Raw genomic sequence first — 16,984 nt, 5'->3', positions numbered from 1 at the left:
TCTTCCGTGCACTTGCCACACCCTAGCCAACGTCAATGTGTAAGGGTTCGTTCCAAGCGAAGACCCGATGCCTGTCATATGCTTCTTCACTACCATCATTCCACGCCGCGCAGCCTGTCTGTCCAACCCCACGCGGCGCCGGTAACGACGTTAAGGTCGAGAAAAAATCAGCAAACGCTTGCGCGCCCTGCTCCGCACATCCACCGCGCATTGCCGCCTCGCGGCGCAAATACGTACGATTTGCTGGTGTTACGGGGATAATTTCTTCTTCCTATGATGTTTTCGCAAATGCGCAGCGGATTGTCAAAGTAAAAGAAGCAAAATCAGAACAACGTACCGTCACGAAAAGTCTGCATCCCATTTTTGGTTATGAATCGCTGGCAGATAAACCCCGGCAGGGAGCGGCCTAAGTCGCAGAATGCGCCGTTTTTGCGCGCTTGGCGATTCGGCAGCCTAATGCGACTTTGATAAGGTAAATTTCTGCGTTCGGCGTACGATTTGCCGACAGCGGGTGCATTAATAGGCGACAACTATCATACAAATCGTTAACAACGTCGCCCGGCGCTTTTTTTACTGCGTCATTTTCCCTACAATCGGCTTCATTGTCCGCCATTGTGGAATAAAGAGGTTATTCATGGGCACGGCTAAACATAGCAAATTACTGATTCTGGGCTCCGGCCCGGCCGGTTACACCGCCGCCGTTTACGCGGCGCGCGCCAACCTGAGCCCGGTGCTGATCACCGGTATGGAACAAGGCGGCCAGCTGACCACCACCACCGAAGTGGAAAACTGGCCGGGCGACGCCGAAGGCCTGACCGGTCCGGCGCTGATGGAGCGCATGCGCGAGCATGCGGAGAAGTTCCAGACCGAAATCGTCTTCGATCACATCAACAGCGTCGATCTGCAGCAGCGTCCGTTCCGCCTGTTCGGCGACAGCGGCGAATACAGCTGCGACGCGCTGATCATCGCGACCGGCGCCTCCGCCCGCTATCTTGGCCTGCCTTCCGAAGAGGCCTTCAAGGGCAAAGGCGTTTCCGCCTGTGCGACCTGCGACGGCTTCTTCTACCGCAACCAGAAAGTCGCAGTGGTCGGCGGCGGCAACACCGCCGTTGAAGAAGCGCTGTACCTGTCCAACATCGCCGCCGAGGTTCACCTGATCCACCGCCGCGACAGCTTCCGCTCGGAGAAGATCCTGATCGACCGGCTGATGGAAAAAGTGAAAAGCGGCAACATCGTGCTGCACACCGACCATACGCTGGACGAAGTGCTGGGAGATGAAATGGGCGTGACCGGCGTGCGTATCCGCAGCACCAAAGCGGAAAACGAAACCCGTGAACTGGAACTGGCCGGCGTGTTCATCGCCATCGGCCACAGCCCGAACACCGGCATCTTCGGCGGCCAGCTGGAGCTGGAAAACGGCTACATCAAGGTGCAGTCCGGCATTCACGGCAATGCGACCCAAACCACCATCCCCGGCGTGTTCGCCGCGGGCGACGTGATGGATCACATCTATCGCCAGGCGATCACCTCCGCCGGCACCGGCTGTATGGCGGCGCTGGACGCGGAGCGTTACCTGGACGGCATCGCCGGCGCAGAAGTCTGCTAAAACGTTCTCTTCATCAGCAAAAAGCGGCTCTCGAGCCGCTTTTTTTGTTTCCCCCCTCCGCACTCCCCTTCTCGCGTCTGTTATAGCCACATTTGGCCGCTTTATTATTTTCAGTCTGCCGGGTGACGAGGTAACATGGGGCCTCGCTTGTTTGTCGCCGATTGCGCCAAACACTATTATTTAACAGTACGTTAACCCAGCCCGTAACAAACGGGCGCCGGCGACGCAGACGCATATCTGATGAAAAAAACCAGACAGCAACAGTTAACCCGTTGGCTTAAAACCCAGAGTTCGTTAGCGCAGCGTTGGCTGCGCCTTTCCATGCTGTTGGGGCTGTTCAGCGGCCTGCTGATCGTGGCGCAAGCGTGGCTGTTGGCCAGCCTGCTGCACGCCCTGATCATCGAGCATACCCCGCGCGAACAGCTGATCCCTTCGTTTATCTGGCTGGCCGCCGCGTTCGCGCTGCGGGCGCTGTTGAGCTGGCTGCGGGAACGGGTCGGTTTCCGGTGTGGCCAAGTGATCCGCCAGCGCATGCGCCAACAGGTGCTGGATAAGCTGCAGCAGCTCGGGCCGGCCTGGATCCAGGGCAAACCGGCGGGCAGTTGGGCCAGCATCATCGTCGAGCAGATCGAGGATATGCAGGACTATTACTCGCGCTATCTGCCGCAGATGTATCTGGCGGTCTTCATCCCGCTGCTGATCCTGATCGCCGTCTTCCCGATCAATTGGGCCGCAGGCATCATTCTGCTGGCGACCGCGCCGCTGATCCCGCTGTTCATGGCGCTGGTCGGCATGGGGGCCGCCGACGCCAACCGCCGCAACTTCGTGGCGCTGGCGCGATTGAGCGGCAACTTCCTCGACCGCCTGCGCGGCCTGGACACCCTGCGGCTGTTCGACCGCGCGCAGGCCGAAACCGCGCAAATCGCCAAATCTTCCGAAGATTTCCGCAGCCGCACCATGGAAGTGCTGCGCATGGCCTTCCTCTCTTCCGGCGTGCTTGAGTTTTTCGCTTCGATCTCCATCGCCGTGGTGGCGGTGTACTTCGGCTTTTCTTACCTCGGCGAACTCAACTTCGGCAGCTACGGCCTCGGGGTAACGCTGTTTTCCGGTTTTCTGGTGTTGATTCTGGCGCCGGAGTTTTTCCAACCGCTGCGCGATCTCGGCACCTTCTACCACGCCAAGGCGCAGGCGGTCGGCGCGGCGGAAGCGCTGGAAACCTTCCTCAGCGCCGAAGGCGAGCAGATGGGCAACGGCACGCGGCAACTGCCCGCCGATCAACCGCTGACGCTGCAGGCGAACGCGTTGGAAATCCTGTCGCCGAACGGCGTGCTGCTGGCCGGGCCGCTGAGCTTCACCCTGCAACCGCAGCAGCGCGTGGCGCTGGTCGGGCTGAGCGGCGCCGGCAAAAGTTCACTGCTCAATCTGTTGCTCGGCTTCCTGCCCTATCGCGGATCGCTGACCGTCAACGGCGTCGAGCTGCGTGACCTGTCCGCAGAAACCTGGCGCCAGCAGCTGAGCTGGGTCGGCCAGAACCCGCACCTGCCGGCGCAAACCCTGCGCGCCAATATCCTGCTGGGCTGCCCGCAGGCCGACGAAGCACAGCTGCAGCAGGCGGTGGAACTCGCCTACGTCAGCGAACTGCTCCCTTATCTGCCGCAGGGGCTCGACACCGAAGTGGGCGACAACGCCGCCCGCCTGTCGGTCGGCCAGGCGCAGCGCGTGGCGGTCGCCCGGGCGCTGATCGGCCCGCGCCGCCTGCTGCTGCTGGATGAACCGGCCGCCAGCCTCGATGCCCACAGCGAGCAGCGGGTGATGCAGGCGTTGAACGCCGCTTCGCATCAGCAAACCACCCTGCTGGTGACGCACCAGTTGGAAGACACCGAAGACTACGATCAGATTTGGGTGATGGATAACGGGCGCATCGTGCAACAGGGCGATTACGCCACCCTCAGCGCCCAGCCGGGCCTGTTCGCCACTCTGATCGCCCATCGCCGCGGGGAGCTTTAATCATGCGCGTTTTGCTGCCGTTTTTGGCGTTGTACCGCCGCCATAGCCTGCTGATTAGCCTCGGCATCCTCTTGGCGATCGTCACTCTGCTGGCCAGCATCGGCCTGCTGGCGCTCTCCGGCTGGTTCCTGGCCGCCTCGTCGCTGGCCGGACTGGCGGGCCTGCTGACCTTTAACTACATGCTGCCGGCCGCCGGCGTGCGCGGCGCGGCGATCTTCCGCACCGCCGGGCGCTATGCCGAGCGCGTGGTCAGCCACGACGCCACCTTCCGCGTGCTGTCGCATCTGCGGGTGTTCACCTTCAGCAAGATCCTGCCGCTGACGCCGGGCGGCATCGCCCGTTTCCGCCAGGCCGAGCTGCTCAACCGCCTGGTGGCGGACGTGGACACGCTGGATCATCTTTATCTGCGGGTGATCTCGCCGCTGATCAGCGCAGCGGTGGTGATCCTGGTGGTCACCTACGGCCTGAGCTGGCTGGATCCTGCACTCGCCCTGACGCTGGGCGGCATCCTGTTGCTGTTGTTACTGCTGGTGCCGCCGGTGTTTTATCGCGCCGGCAAGCCGATCGGCGGCCAGCTTACCGCGCTGCGCGGCCAATACCGCACCGACCTGACCGCCTGGCTGCAGGGGCAGGCGGAATTGGTGGTGTTCGGCGCCGTCAACGACTTCCGCCAGACGCTGAACGCCACCGAACAGCGGTGGCAACGCCGCCAGTGGCAGCAGGCCTCGCTGAGCGGCAAGGCGCAGGCGCTGATGATCCTCGCCAGCGGGCTGACGGTGACGCTGCTGCTGTGGCTGACCGCCGCCGGCATCGGCGGCGATAGCCAGCCCGGCGCGCTGATCGCGCTGTTCGTCTTCGCCGCGCTGGCGTCGTTCGAAGCGCTGATGCCGGTCGCCGGTGCCTTCCAGCACCTCGGCCAGGTGATCGCCTCCGCCACGCGGGTCAAGCAGATCATCGATCGTCAGCCGGAGGTCACCTTCCCGGCCGCCGGCCCGGCCGCCGCCGATCGGGCTCAGCTTAGCCTGCAGCAGCTGAGCTTCACCTACCCCGACCAGCCGCAGCCGGTGCTGCGCGACGTCACGCTCGAAGTCGCGGCTGGCGAACACATCGCCTTGCTCGGCCGCACCGGCTGCGGCAAGTCCACCCTGCTGCAGCTGCTGACCTGCGCCTGGCGCACCGACGGCGGCAACATTCTGCTCAACGGCGAACCGCTGGAGGATTATGATGAAGCCACGCTGCGTCGGATGACCACGGTCGTCAGCCAGCGGGTGCATATCTTCAGCGATACGCTGCGGGAAAACCTGCGGCTGGCCGCGCCGGATGCCGACGACGCTCGCCTGAGCGAGGTGCTGCGGCAGGTGGGGCTGGATAAATTGCTGGACAGCGACGGCGGGCTGAACGCCTGGCTGGGCGAAGGCGGCCGGCAGCTGTCCGGCGGCGAACAGCGCCGCCTGGGCATCGCCCGCGCGCTGCTGCACCCGGCCCCGCTGCTGCTGCTCGACGAACCGACCGAAGGGCTGGACGCCGAAACCGAGCAGCAGATCCTGGCGCTGCTGCGCCGGCATTGTCAGGGTAAAACGCTGATCCTGGTGACGCACCGTCTGTACGGCCTGGAGCATCTCGACCGCATTTGCGTAATGGACGACGGCCGGATTGTCGAACAGGGCGATCACGCCACCCTGATGCGCCGGCAGGGCCGCTATGCCCGCTTTCGCAACCGTATCAGCAACCTGGCGCCGTAATCGGCCCGTAGAGGACGCAGAGACCCCGTATGCGCATCGTGAAGCTTTCCCCACAGTCGCTGGCGTTCCCCTCGCCTGAAAGCGCCCTGCGCGACCCTAACGGCCTGCTGGCTATCGGCGGCGACCTGACGGCGCCGCGGCTGCTGGCGGCCTACGAGCGCGGCATCTTCCCCTGGTATTCGCCGGGGGAAGCCATCCTGTGGTGGTCGCCCGATCCGCGTGCGGTGCTGTTCCCGACAGAGTTTCATCTCAACCGCAGCCTGAAACGCTTTTTGCGCCACGATCCGTTTCGCATCACGCTCAATCACGACTTCGCCGCGGTGATCGCCGCCTGCGCCCACCGGCCGGATGAAGGCACCTGGATCGGCCCGGAGGTACAGCGCGCCTATCAGCATCTGCACCGCCTCGGCTACGCGCACTCGGTGGAGGTATGGCAGGATAATCAACTGGTCGGCGGCATGTATGGCGTGGCGCAGGGCGCGTTGTTCTGCGGCGAATCGATGTTCAGCCGCGTCACCAACGCCTCAAAATGCGCATTGATGGCCTTTTGCCGCCATTTTGCCGCTTATGGCGGGGAATTGATTGACTGCCAGGTGCTGAACGCTCACACTGCCCGCCTTGGCGCGCGTGAAATTCCGCGCCGTCAATTTTTGCAGCAGCTCAGCACCCTTCAACGGCGGCCTTTGGCGCCGGCGTGCTGGGAGCCGCAAGTCATATCCCCACAGCCGGCTGAACCGCCCTCTCCAGTAAACTAATTGGTGGAAACGGTGCAATGTTCACCGACACATCTTTACATAATGGGGGTTTTTCGGCATTATCTTGCCGGTTAAAAACTAAGGTAGTTAGACCTAGAGGATTCGATGGCCAAAGAAGACAATATTGAAATGCAGGGCACCGTTCTTGATACGCTGCCGAACACCATGTTCCGCGTTGAATTGGAAAACGGGCACGTGGTAACCGCACACATCTCCGGTAAAATGCGTAAAAACTATATCCGCATCCTGACGGGCGACAAAGTCACTGTAGAGCTGACCCCGTACGACCTGAGCAAAGGCCGCATTGTCTTCCGTAGCCGTTAATCGGCTCACCGCGCGCCACACGTTGGCGGCATCGAGGATGTAATCCCTCGGGAGCCCTTTCCGTTTACCCCCGCAGCGACGTTACACAACGGGTTGCAGGTGCGCAGGTAAACTGAGAGGGCTCACTCGTTTCTGTTGTACGGTGAATCTCACCCATAAAAAAAGCGATGCCGAAGCATCGCTTTTTCTTTGCCTGAAGGCGGCCTTAGTGCACCGCGCCCTCGTCCGCCTTGCGCTTGGCGGCGCTGAGGAAGTGGTAGGTCAGCTGTTTCTTGTCCTTGTCCAGCTCGACCTTCACGGAACCGCCGTCCACCAGCGAGCCGAACAGCAGTTCGTTGGCCAACGGTTTCTTCAGATTTTCCTGCATGACGCGCGCCATCGGACGAGCGCCCATCGCGCGGTCGTAGCCCTTCACCGACAGCCAGTCGCGCGCTTCGTCGCTCACTTCCAGCGAGACGCCCTTCGCATCCAGCTGCGCCTGCAGTTCGACGATGAACTTGTCGACCACCTGCTGGATCACCTCGGTAGACAGATGGTTGAACCAGATGATGTTGTCCAGACGGTTGCGGAACTCCGGCGTAAACACCTTCTTGATCTCTTCCATCGCGTCGGTGCTGTTGTCCTGCTGCACCAGGCCGATCGACTTGCGTTCGGTTTCCCGCACCCCGGCGTTGGTGGTCATCACCAGGATCACGTTGCGGAAGTCCGCCTTGCGGCCGTTGTTGTCGGTCAGCGTGCCGTTGTCCATCACCTGCAGCAGCAGGTTGAACACGTCCGGGTGCGCCTTCTCGATCTCATCGAGCAGCACCACCGCATGCGGATGCTTGATCACCGCATCGGTCAGCAGCCCGCCCTGATCGTAACCGACATAGCCCGGAGGCGCGCCGATCAGACGGCTGACGGTATGCCGCTCCATGTACTCGGACATGTCGAAACGCAGCAGCTCGATATCCATCGCCTTGGCCAACTGTACGGTGACCTCGGTTTTCCCGACCCCGGTCGGCCCGGCGAACAGGAAGGAACCGACCGGCTTGCGCTCGTGGCCCAGGCCGGCGCGGCTCATCTTGATCGCCTCGGTCAGCGCTTCGATCGCCTGATCCTGGCCGAACACCAGCATCTTCAGGCGATCGCCCAGGTTTCTCAGCACGTCGCGATCGCTGGCCGACACGGTTTTCTCCGGGATACGAGCGATGCGCGCCACCACGGATTCGATATCGGCCACGTTGACGGTTTTCTTGCGCTTGCTGGCCGGCATCAACCGGCTGCGGGCGCCCGCCTCGTCGATCACGTCGATCGCCTTGTCCGGCAGATGACGATCGTTGATGTATTTCACCGACAGCTCCACCGCGGCGCGGATCGCCTTGGCGGTATAACGCACGTCGTGGTGCGCTTCATACTTGGTCTTCAGGCCGTTGATGATCTGAACGGTCTCTTCCGCCGTCGGCTCGGTGATGTCGATCTTCTGGAAACGGCGCGCCAGGGCACGATCCTTTTCGAAGATGTTGCTGAACTCCTGGTAGGTGGTCGAACCGATCACCCGGATCTTGCCGCTCGACAGCAGCGGTTTGATCAGGTTGGCGGCATCCACCTGCCCTCCGGAAGCCGCGCCGGCGCCGATGATGGTGTGAATTTCATCGATGAACAGAATGCTGTTCTGATCCTGCTCCAGCTGCTTGAGCAGCGCCTTGAAGCGCTTCTCGAAGTCGCCGCGGTATTTGGTGCCGGCCAGCAGTGAACCGATGTCCAGCGAATACAGCGTGCAGTCCGCCATCACTTCCGGCACGTCGCCCTGCACGATACGCCAGGCCAGCCCTTCGGCGATGGCGGTCTTGCCGACGCCGGATTCGCCGACCAGCAGCGGGTTGTTTTTACGACGGCGGCACAGCACCTGAATCGCGCGCTCCAGCTCACGATCGCGGCCGATCAACGGATCGATGCCGCCCACACGGGCCAACTGATTGAGGTTGGTGGTGAAGTTTTCCATACGGTCTTCCCCTCCGGACTGCTCTTCGTTCACCGGGTTTTCCGCATTCGGCGCTTGGCCCGGCTCGTCTTTACGCGTGCCATGTGAAATGAAGTTCACCACGTCGAGACGGCTGACGTCGTGTTTGCGCAGCAGATAGGCCGCCTGCGACTCCTGCTCGCTGAAAATGGCCACCAACACGTTGGCGCCGGACACTTCGCTGCGGCCGGAAGATTGCACATGGAAGACCGCGCGCTGCAGCACGCGCTGGAAGCTGAGCGTCGGCTGAGTGTCGCGCTCTTCTTCGCCGGCGGGCAGCGTCGGTGTGGTTTGTTCGATGAAGGCTTCCAGCTCCTGGCGCAACGCGGCCAGATCCACCGTACATGCCTCAAGCGCTTCTCGCGCGGCAGGGTTGCTCAGCAACGCCAGCAACAGGTGCTCCACGGTCATAAACTCGTGTCTGTGCTCACGCGCCCTGGCGAAAGCCATGTTGAGACTGAGTTCCAGTTCTTGATTGAGCATAAGCACCTCCCCAATAGATTGCCTTATTCAGGCTTTTTCCAGCGTACAAAGCAACGGATGCTCGTTCTCCCTTGCGTACCGGTTCACATGGACGACTTTGGTTTCCGCCACCTCGGCGGTAAAAACACCACAGATCGCCTTGCCTTGATAGTGGACCGTGAGCATCAGTTGCGTTGCGCGTTCAATATCATAAGAAAAGAACTTTTGCAGAACGTCAATCACAAATTCCATCGGTGTGTAATCGTCGTTGTTAAGTATAACTTTATACATAGACGGCGGTTTTACCGCATCGATTTGTTTTTCTTCGGCCAAGTGTTCAAAGTTTAGCCAGTCGTTGTTATTGCCCATCGCTGCTCATCTTCTCTGCTCTGCCCTCAGATATGGGGGCAGGTTTCGGTTATTCAAAGTGGGGATAGTTACTATTTTATCATCTTCGGCTTCGTCCCGCCGCACTGTAACGTGCGCAAAAAAACGGGCCAATTGTGACTGAATCGTGGCAATAGCGTTACCTGCTTCAAACTTTGGTGAACTGCTCCCCGCCGACAAAAGCCGATCCCTTGACGCCCCGATCATTTGCTCTAGAGTGTAAATTCGTGGCTGGTGGTCTTTTAACCACCCCTTGTCCACCCTGCTACCCGCCCACGGCGGGTGCGAAATCAGTTATTCATCTCACTTAAAATAGCGTTGCGAGGGATGTAAAAGCATGGAGACGGGTACTGTTAAATGGTTTAACAACGCCAAAGGTTTTGGCTTCATCTGCCCAGCCGGCGGCGGCGAAGATATTTTCGCGCATTATTCCACCATCAAGATGGATGGTTACAGAACGTTGAAGGCGGGCCAGCAGGTGAGCTTCGACGTGCATCAAGGGCCGAAAGGGAACCATGCCAGTCTTATTGTGCCGGTGGAAAGCGAGGCGCTGTCCTAAACGCTTCCGGCAAAGTCGCGCTGCACTGAGCGTGACTGCGATAAAAATGCCAGCCGCCGTGTGACTGGCATTTTTTATGCCTGTTACCTACTCGCGCGCCAGCGCATCGATCGGATTCAGCCGCGCGGCATTGCGCGCCGGCAGATAGCCGAACACCACGCCGATGCCGGTGGAACAGAGGAACGCGCTCAGCAACGCCGCCGGCGGGAAGCTGATCTGCCAGCCCGGCAATACCAGCTGCACCGCCAGGCCGATGGCGAACGACAGCGTAATCCCCAGCGCGCCCCCCACCAGGCAGACCAGAACCGCCTCGATCAGGAACTGCTGCAACACGTCGCCGGAACGGGCACCCACCGCCATGCGAATGCCGATCTCGCGCGTGCGTTCGGTCACCGACACCAGCATGATATTCATCACGCCGATGCCGCCGACCACCAGCGAAATCACCGCCACCAGCGTCAGGAACAGCTGCAGCGTGCGGGTGGTTTTCTCGGCGGTTTGCACCAGGCTGTCCATGTTATAGGTGAAGAAGTCCTTCTTGCCGTGGCGCAGCGTCAACAGGCGCGACAGCTGCTGTTCCGCTTCCTTGCTATCGTAGCCGTCGCGGATGCGCACGGTGATCGAGTCAAAATAATTGTTGCCCATCAATCGGTTGGCCATGGTGCTGTAAGGCACCCACACGTTCAGCGTCTTGCTGCTGCCGAACATCGACTGCTTCTCCCTGGCCACGCCGACCACCGTCGCCGGCATGTTGCCTACCAGGATCACCTCGCCCACCACGTTCTTCTGGTGCGGGAACAGCCGCCGCTGGGTATTGGCGTCGATCACCACCGTCTGCGCCTGCGACTGCACCTGCATCGAGTCGATGCCGACGCCCTGGGTAAAGCTCATGCCGTACACGCGGAAGAACTGCTCGCTGACGCCGTTGACGTTGGCCGCCGCGTCGACGTTGCCCAAGCGCAGCCGCATGCTGCTGCTGATGCTCGGCGACAGCGCGCTGATGTACGGCTGTTCGCGCAGCGCATCGAGATCGCCGTATTTCAACGATTGCCGGTAGGTCGGATCGTCGTCGCCGAAGTCCTTGCCGGGATAGATATCGACGGTGTTGGTGCCGATGGATTTAATGTCCGCCAGCACCATCTGCTTGGCGGCGTCGCCGATCACCAGGATCGACACCACCGAGGCGATGCCGATAATGATGCCGAGCATGGTCAGCGCGGTGCGCATCTTGTTGGCCGCCATCGCGCGCCAGGCCATCACCAGCGCCTCGCGGAAACGGCCGCCCATCTGCCGCCAGGAAGGTGCCGCGGCCAGCGCCAGCGGCTTGGCCTGCGCATTCTCCTGCGGTGCCGGGCGCGAATCGGCGATGATCTCGCCATCGCGGATCTCGATGATCCGCTCCGCCTGGCGCGCTACCGCCGGATCGTGGGTCACCAGGATCACCGTGTGGCCCTGGGCGCACAGCTGTTTGAGGATCGCCATCACCTCTTCGCCGGAGTGGCTGTCGAGCGCGCCGGTCGGTTCATCCGCCAGGATCACCTGCCCGCCGTTCATCAGCGCGCGGGCGATGCTGACGCGCTGCTGCTGGCCGCCGGAAAGCTGGCTCGGCCGGTAGTTGACGCGCTCCCCCAGCCCCAGACGCCGCAACAGCGCCTCCGCCCGCTCGCGCCGCGCCGCTTTGCCCAGCCCCGCGTACACCGCCGGCACTTCGACGTTGTGCGCCGCGCTCAGGTGCGGCAGCAGATGATAGCGCTGAAAGATAAAGCCGAAATGCTCGCGCCGCAGCTGCGCCAGCGCATCGTCGCTCAGCGTCGCCACATCCTGCCCGGCCACCCGATACACGCCGGCGCTCGGCTTGTCCAGACAGCCGAGAATGTTCATCAGCGTCGATTTGCCGGAGCCGGAGGCCCCCATGATCGCCACCATTTCACCGGCGTCGATGCTCAGGCTGATCCCCTTCAGCACCTCCACCGTCTGCTCGCCGGAACGGTAGCTGCGGCGAATGCCGCTCAGCTGCAACAGCGCCGCCATCAGCCGGCCTCCACGCCGCCGCGGCTGACGATCACCTCGTCGCCCGCCTCGAGGCCGCTGAGGATCTGCACGTCGATATTGTTGCGCAGGCCGATGGCCACCTCGCGCTTCTCTTCCTTGCCCTGCTTCAGCACCGAGACGTGGTAGCGATTGTCGGCGATCTGATCGCCCAGCGCCGCCAGCGGGATCACCAGCGCCTGCTCGACGCCGGCCAACTGAATATGCACCTGCGCCGTCATTTGCAAGCGCAGCAGCCTTTCCGGGTTGGGCACTTCGAAACGCGCATAATAGAAGATGGCGTTGTTGACCTTTTCCGGCGTCGGCTGAATGTCTTTCAGCACGCCGTCGAAGCGCCGGGTCGGATCGCCCAGCACCGTGAACCAGGCCTTCTGACCCGGCTTGAGGTTGATGACGTCGGCCTCCGACACCTGCGCCTTCACCAGCATGGTGCCAAGATCCGCCAGCGTCAGAATGTTCGGCGCCTGCTGCGCCGCGATCACCGTCTGGCCCTGCAGCGTGGTGATCTGCACCACGTCGCCATCCATCGGCGCCTCGATGCGGGTATAGGCCAGGTTGATCTTGGCGGTATCCAGGCTGGCCTGGTTCCGCGCGATCTGCGCATTGATGGTGCCCACCTGCGCTTTCTTCACCGCCAGCTGCGTCGCCGCCTGATCCAGATCCTGGCGCGACACCGCCTGCAGCTTGGCCAGCGCCTGGTTGCGCTGCAGCGTGACCGCCGCCAACTGCTGTTCGGCCTGCGCCTGCAGCAGTTGCGCATGCAGTTCACGCAGCGTCGCCTCGCCTTCGCGGATGCTGTTCTGCGCCTGTTGCGGATCGATAACGCCCAGCAACTGGCCTTTCTTCACCTTGTCGCCGATCTCGACATACAGCTTTTCCAACTGCCCGCTGACCTGCGCGCCGACGTCAACCTTGCGCACCGCGTCCAGCTGGCCGGTCGCCAACACGTTCTGCTGCAGATCGCGTTTGCTGGCTTTCACCGTTCTGAAATCGGTTGGCGCCGGATGGCGAAAGTGCCAAACGGCCGCCGCGGCAAGCGCCGCAATGACCGCCAGAACGAGTATCCAGCGGCGTTTATGTCCTGTAAACCCTGTCAAAATTGACCTGCCTGTGCTTGTGAATATCAACCGCCCATTGCGGCGGCGGAGCTAAATTAGCACGCACCGTAGGGAATAACTAAACCTTAGCTCAACACAATGTGGAGACACGCCTGGTTACAGTTCAGCATTGAACTCCCGTTTAGTGAAGCCTTGATGAAATAGCGCCATTCAATACAGCCAAGGATTTCATCATGTCACAGCTCAGCTACCCACTCGCCTCCGCCCGGCCGCTTAACGGCTGGCAACTGATGACGGCGCTGATCAATGGCGACAAGGCGCCAAGCAACGCCTGGAAAAAGCCCGCGTTTCGCCTGAAGTTTCTCGGCCGTTCGCTGCTCAACTGGCGCACCACCAGCGGCCTGCTCAGCACCCTGGCCAGCAACCCGCTGCTGGAGGAGATCCTGAGCGCGCAGCCGAACCTGCCGTGCAAACTGCATCGCCCCTACCTGGCGGCCAACATGAGCAAGATCGAATGCCTGTTCGCCCTGCGCGATCATTACGATCTTATCGCACAGCGCATGCCGCTGAAGATGCGCCTCGGCCACCTCGGCCCGCAGCCTTTCGTGCTGGCCCGCGCGATGGGCAAAAACGGAGCGCCGATCGCGCTGGAACTGGCGGCGATCGACAAGCTGAATAAGGAAGGGGAAGCCACGCTGCTGCTGCGCAACGCCAACGGCGTGATGCTGGCGGAGATCACCTTTGCGCTGATGCATTATCAGCAGCAGCCGACGCTGTTCATCGGCGGCCTGCAGGGCGCAAACCATGAGGTGCCGCACGCCGAGATCCAGCACACCACCAAAGAGTGCCACGGCCTGTTCCCCAAACGGCTGGTGCTGGAAGGCATCTGCACGCTGGCGCGGCACCTCGGCATCCGCCAGATCGTGGCGGTCGGCAACGCCACCCATATCTATCAAAACTGGCGTTACCAGAGTAAGAAGAAGGATCAACTGCACGCCGATTACGATCAGTTCTGGCTGTCGATGGGCGCCAAACCGCTCGACAGCGGCTATTTCCTGCTGCCCGCGCGCATCGCCCGCAAACCTCTCGAAGAGGTTGCCAGCAAGAAGCGCGCCGAGTATCGCCGCCGCTATCAGCTGCTGGACGAGCTGGAACAGGGATTGGCGGCGCATTTCTGCGCCCGATAACGCCCGGTGGGCCGTCGTCAGTCCGCCCGGCCGCGCGCCAGCCAGATCACCCGTGAGAACATTTTCTTCAGCAGCGGCGGCACCGAGTCCGTGCCCCATTCGCCGGCCTGCATCGCGACCTCGATCGCCAGATCCGGCTTCGACGAGTGGTGGACCGCTTTTAGGATCACCTTGCGCACCGGCATTTGCGCGTTGATCGGCACCGACGCCATCCGGTGATAGACCGGGCCGAACCCTTCGCGGAACATGAAGTGTTCCATGTCCGGCGCCGGCAGCGCGGTCAGCCGATCGCGTTCGTTGTCTTCATGATTGTCCAGCAGGCTGCGCACGGTATTGGCGTACTTTTTGCCCGCCTCGTCGCCGTCCACCAGCGCATGCCACTCGATGCCCATGCGGCGGGCGAAGCGCAGCAGCGGCTTCAGGCCGCACTGGGCGAACTCGATGACCCGCACCCCTTCCGCCTCGAAATGGTAGCCGCACTGGCGCGCCAGCTCGTTCAGCAGCCACACTTCGGTCTCGCCTTCCACCAGCAGCCAGCAGCGGGCGAACAGCGACGACGGCCGGTTGAAACGGATGTGAAACGCGATGCGCCGCCCGTCTTCGGCGCTCAGCCCGCGCGGCCCGAGACGGTAGGTCGCGACCCGCCCCGACTCGCGCACCAGCCGGCAGACGTGCTCCACCGGCACCAGCGACACCAGTTCGCTGGAGTTGGTGGTGGTGATGCGCTGCAGCGGCAGCTGATTGAGCAGCCCCCAGGCCACCGACAGCATAATCGGGTGCAGGCGAGTTTCCGGGTCTTCCACCAGCAGCAGCGGCCGTGCATGCGCATCCAGCTTAACGTCGCCCTTGGCCTGCAGCAGGGTGGAAAACATCCCCAGCAGGATCAGGCGCATGCTGCGGCTGTTCGGCTCGGCCACCATGCGGTTGATGCCGTCCAGCGCACGCCAGGCATCCTGCTCCGGTTCGCCGCCGCGGCCGCGCGGCCGCGTCACCTGCGAACTTTGCTCGGCGAAGTAGTGCTCCAGCAGTTGCTGCATGGCCGCCAGCCCCTGACGCAGTTCGCCGTTGGTCAGCTTCTGCGGATTGCGCACCAGCTCGCGCGTCAGCTGATCCAACTGCTGCGCCAGCGCCTGGGTATCGGGTTTGCGTTCATCGCCGAGGCTGCTGGGGCGCAGGCGACGGATAAAGCGCGCGTCGCGCAGGCGCAATACCGGATGAATGCGGATGATGGCGTGGGCCAGCTGTTCGATATGGTGCAGTTGAAAGGCGTTGCCGTCGGCGTCGAGAAAACCGCGCCAGGTGCACACCGTGCCGTCGTCGGCCAGCTCGCCTTCGCAGCGGTAATGAATGCGGCTCAGACCATCTTCGCCCTTGACCCACAGCGGCGTCAGGTGGCGATAGCGCGGCAGGTGCGCATGGCCGATGTCTTTTTCGCAGAAGGTGAACACCACCTGCAGGTGGCGCTCTTTGGCCGCCTCTTCTCCGGGCGGGAAATGGAAGTCGTGCGCCTCAAACCGATACAGCTTCTGCTCCGGCGCCAGCAGCAGCGTCAGCGCATCCAGCAGGCTGGATTTACCCCAGGCGTTTTCGCCGAGCAACAGCGTGTTGTCGTCCAGCATCAGGGACAGCCGGTTAATGCCGCGAAAACCTACAATTTCGATACGCTCCAAGAACATCCGCCGCCTCCCGTGCGCGCCGTCGCCTCGTCAATGAGGCAACCTTCACAGAGCATGGTCAAAAAACCCCTTGCAGGTCAAGCGGCCAACGTCAAATCTGCCGCTTTACTCCGGCCGGGCTTTTGGTTAGCGTGTGCTCCTCGACGCCGTTCGGCGCGCGCCAAAACTCAAGGACACAAGCTGCACCATGTACTCAGGACTGTTGATTATTCTGTTACCGCTGATTGTCGGTTACCTCATTCCCTTACGCCATCGCCCGCTGCTGGTGCTGATCAACCGGCTGCTGAGCTGGATGGTGTACGTGATCCTGTTTTTCATGGGTATCAGCCTGGCGTTCATGGAAGATCTCAGCAGCAACCTGGTGCTGATCTTCCAATACAGCGCGGTGTTCTTCTTCTGCATTCTCTGCGCCAATCTGCTGTTGCTGGCGCTGCTGGAGCGGCGCATGCCGTGGCGCAGCAGCCATAAACAGGAAAAGCTGCCTTCGCGCGTGCACATGGCGCTGGAGTCGCTCAAGCTGTGCGGCGTGGTGCTCGGCGGCTTCCTGCTCGGCCTGACGCAGTGGCAATGGCTGCAGTTCGCCCATAAAGGCAGCGAATATGCGCTGATCTTCCTGCTGCTGTTGGTCGGCATTCAGCTGCGCAACAGCGGCATGACGCTGCGCCAGATCGTGCTCAACCGCCGCGGCACGCTGGTGGCGTTGGTGGTGACCGTCGCGTCGCTGGCCGGCGGCGCGCTGGCGGCGCAGCTGCTGGGGCTGCCGGTCAAGGCCGGGCTGGCGATGGCCTCCGGCTTCGGCTGGTATTCGCTGTCGGGCATTCTGATCACCGACGCCTACGGCCCGGTGATGGGCAGCGCCGCGTTCTTCAACGATCTGGCGCGCGAGCTGGTGGCAATCATGCTGATCCCGACGCTGGTGCGCCGCAGCCGCTCCACCGCCCTCGGCCTGTGCGGCGCCACCTCGATGGACTTCACCCTGCCGGTGCTGCAGCGCAGCGGCGGGCTGGACATGGTGCCCCCCGCCATCGTGCACGGCTTCCTGCTGAGCCTGCTGGCGCCGGTGCTGATCGCCCTGTTCTCCTGATCCTCTCCCCTGGGGGCCGCCCGGTCCCCAAAGCGTAATAATTCCCATCCGCACGGCAAAATTGCGCTAAATCAAACTTGCCCGCA

At 62.2% G+C, this 16,984-nt stretch carries 13 protein-coding genes; 8 read left to right on the top strand and 5 right to left on the bottom strand.

The window, feature by feature from the left end; translation table 11 throughout:
* Nucleotides 1-634: 634 nt before the first annotated feature.
* The 5 genes from trxB to infA all read left to right on the top strand — a co-directional run bounded on the left by trxB (nt 635) and on the right by infA (nt 6,434).
* Nucleotides 635-1,606 (top strand): thioredoxin-disulfide reductase, encoded by a 972-nt coding sequence (gene trxB / locus SSARUM_RS08215; RefSeq protein WP_033637844.1) that lies wholly within the window; start codon nt 635-637, stop codon nt 1,604-1,606.
* Between the two features lie 240 nt (nt 1,607-1,846).
* Entirely contained in the window at nt 1,847-3,613 is a 1,767-nt protein-coding gene (gene cydD, locus SSARUM_RS08210) for a heme ABC transporter permease/ATP-binding protein CydD (protein WP_060425590.1), read from the top strand.
* A gap of 2 nt (nt 3,614-3,615) precedes the next feature.
* Nucleotides 3,616-5,355: a heme ABC transporter ATP-binding protein/permease CydC gene (gene cydC, locus SSARUM_RS08205; RefSeq protein WP_060387538.1), complete on the top strand. Its 1,740-nt coding sequence runs from the start codon at nt 3,616-3,618 to the stop codon at nt 5,353-5,355.
* A gap of 29 nt (nt 5,356-5,384) precedes the next feature.
* Nucleotides 5,385-6,110, top strand: coding sequence for a leucyl/phenylalanyl-tRNA--protein transferase (gene aat, locus SSARUM_RS08200; RefSeq protein WP_033637838.1), 726 nt, complete (start codon nt 5,385-5,387; stop codon nt 6,108-6,110).
* Nucleotides 6,111-6,215: 105 nt separating this feature from the next.
* Nucleotides 6,216-6,434 carry a translation initiation factor IF-1 gene (gene infA / locus SSARUM_RS08195; protein ID WP_002211347.1) on the top strand — a complete coding sequence of 73 codons (219 nt, stop codon included), beginning with the start codon at nt 6,216-6,218 and terminating at the stop codon, nt 6,432-6,434.
* A gap of 205 nt (nt 6,435-6,639) precedes the next feature.
* Here the strand turns inward: infA and clpA are convergent, their stop codons facing one another.
* Nucleotides 6,640-8,919, bottom strand: coding sequence for an ATP-dependent Clp protease ATP-binding subunit ClpA (clpA, locus tag SSARUM_RS08190; RefSeq protein WP_025302261.1), 2,280 nt, complete (start codon nt 8,917-8,919; stop codon nt 6,640-6,642).
* A 27-nt stretch (nt 8,920-8,946) separates the two neighbouring features.
* On the bottom strand, nt 8,947-9,267 hold the full coding sequence (clpS, locus tag SSARUM_RS08185; protein WP_004928347.1) for an ATP-dependent Clp protease adapter ClpS: 321 nt from the start codon (nt 9,265-9,267) through the stop codon (nt 8,947-8,949).
* Nucleotides 9,268-9,622: 355 nt separating this feature from the next.
* Here clpS and cspD point away from each other — a divergent pair, with 355 nt between their 5' ends.
* Nucleotides 9,623-9,844, top strand: a complete 222-nt coding sequence (gene cspD, locus SSARUM_RS08180) for a cold shock-like protein CspD (RefSeq protein WP_004928349.1) — start codon at nt 9,623-9,625, stop codon at nt 9,842-9,844.
* 87 nt (nt 9,845-9,931) lie between these two features.
* On the opposite strand, the gene macB is transcribed toward cspD, so the two are convergent.
* Entirely contained in the window at nt 9,932-11,875 is a 1,944-nt protein-coding gene (gene macB / locus SSARUM_RS08175) for a macrolide ABC transporter ATP-binding protein/permease MacB (RefSeq protein WP_060426565.1), read from the bottom strand.
* Entirely contained in the window at nt 11,875-12,939 is a 1,065-nt protein-coding gene (gene macA, locus SSARUM_RS08170) for a macrolide transporter subunit MacA (protein WP_230118457.1), read from the bottom strand. The genes macB and macA overlap by 1 nt, the downstream gene beginning before the upstream one ends.
* 245 nt (nt 12,940-13,184) lie before the next feature.
* Here macA and SSARUM_RS08165 point away from each other — a divergent pair, with 245 nt between their 5' ends.
* Entirely contained in the window at nt 13,185-14,138 is a 954-nt protein-coding gene (locus SSARUM_RS08165; protein WP_060429823.1) for a VirK/YbjX family protein, read from the top strand.
* A 17-nt stretch (nt 14,139-14,155) separates the two neighbouring features.
* Here SSARUM_RS08165 and SSARUM_RS08160 read toward each other — a convergent pair whose 3' ends face one another.
* Nucleotides 14,156-15,814, bottom strand: coding sequence for an ATP-dependent endonuclease (locus SSARUM_RS08160; protein ID WP_060429821.1), 1,659 nt, complete (start codon nt 15,812-15,814; stop codon nt 14,156-14,158).
* Between the two features lie 187 nt (nt 15,815-16,001).
* On the opposite strand from SSARUM_RS08160, the gene SSARUM_RS08155 reads away from it, so the two are divergent.
* The gene (locus SSARUM_RS08155; RefSeq protein WP_004928363.1) at nt 16,002-16,898 is read left to right on the top strand and encodes a LysO family transporter; all 897 of its coding nucleotides are present in this window, start codon (nt 16,002-16,004) and stop codon (nt 16,896-16,898) included.
* Nucleotides 16,899-16,984 lie beyond the last annotated feature (86 nt).

Source organism: Serratia sarumanii, from assembly GCF_029962605.1.
GTDB classification, from domain to species: domain Bacteria; phylum Pseudomonadota; class Gammaproteobacteria; order Enterobacterales; family Enterobacteriaceae; genus Serratia; species Serratia sarumanii.
This window is presented reverse-complemented; position numbering and strand designations above follow the sequence as displayed.

Excerpts from the sequence above, each read along its gene's own strand:
- trxB (WP_033637844.1), top strand. The coding sequence starts at position 635 with ATGGGCACGGCTAAACATAGCAAATTACTGATTCTGGGCTCCGGCCCG.
- cydD (WP_060425590.1), top strand. The coding sequence starts at position 1,847 with ATGAAAAAAACCAGACAGCAACAGTTAACCCGTTGGCTTAAAACCCAG.
- cydC (WP_060387538.1), top strand. The coding sequence starts at position 3,616 with ATGCGCGTTTTGCTGCCGTTTTTGGCGTTGTACCGCCGCCATAGCCTG.
- aat (WP_033637838.1), top strand. The coding sequence starts at position 5,385 with ATGCGCATCGTGAAGCTTTCCCCACAGTCGCTGGCGTTCCCCTCGCCT.
- infA (WP_002211347.1), top strand. The coding sequence starts at position 6,216 with ATGGCCAAAGAAGACAATATTGAAATGCAGGGCACCGTTCTTGATACG.
- clpA (WP_025302261.1), bottom strand. The coding sequence starts at position 8,919 with ATGCTCAATCAAGAACTGGAACTCAGTCTCAACATGGCTTTCGCCAGG.
- clpS (WP_004928347.1), bottom strand. The coding sequence starts at position 9,267 with ATGGGCAATAACAACGACTGGCTAAACTTTGAACACTTGGCCGAAGAA.
- cspD (WP_004928349.1), top strand. The coding sequence starts at position 9,623 with ATGGAGACGGGTACTGTTAAATGGTTTAACAACGCCAAAGGTTTTGGC.
- macB (WP_060426565.1), bottom strand. The coding sequence starts at position 11,875 with ATGGCGGCGCTGTTGCAGCTGAGCGGCATTCGCCGCAGCTACCGTTCC.
- SSARUM_RS08165 (WP_060429823.1), top strand. The coding sequence starts at position 13,185 with ATGTCACAGCTCAGCTACCCACTCGCCTCCGCCCGGCCGCTTAACGGC.
- SSARUM_RS08160 (WP_060429821.1), bottom strand. The coding sequence starts at position 15,814 with ATGTTCTTGGAGCGTATCGAAATTGTAGGTTTTCGCGGCATTAACCGG.
- SSARUM_RS08155 (WP_004928363.1), top strand. The coding sequence starts at position 16,002 with ATGTACTCAGGACTGTTGATTATTCTGTTACCGCTGATTGTCGGTTAC.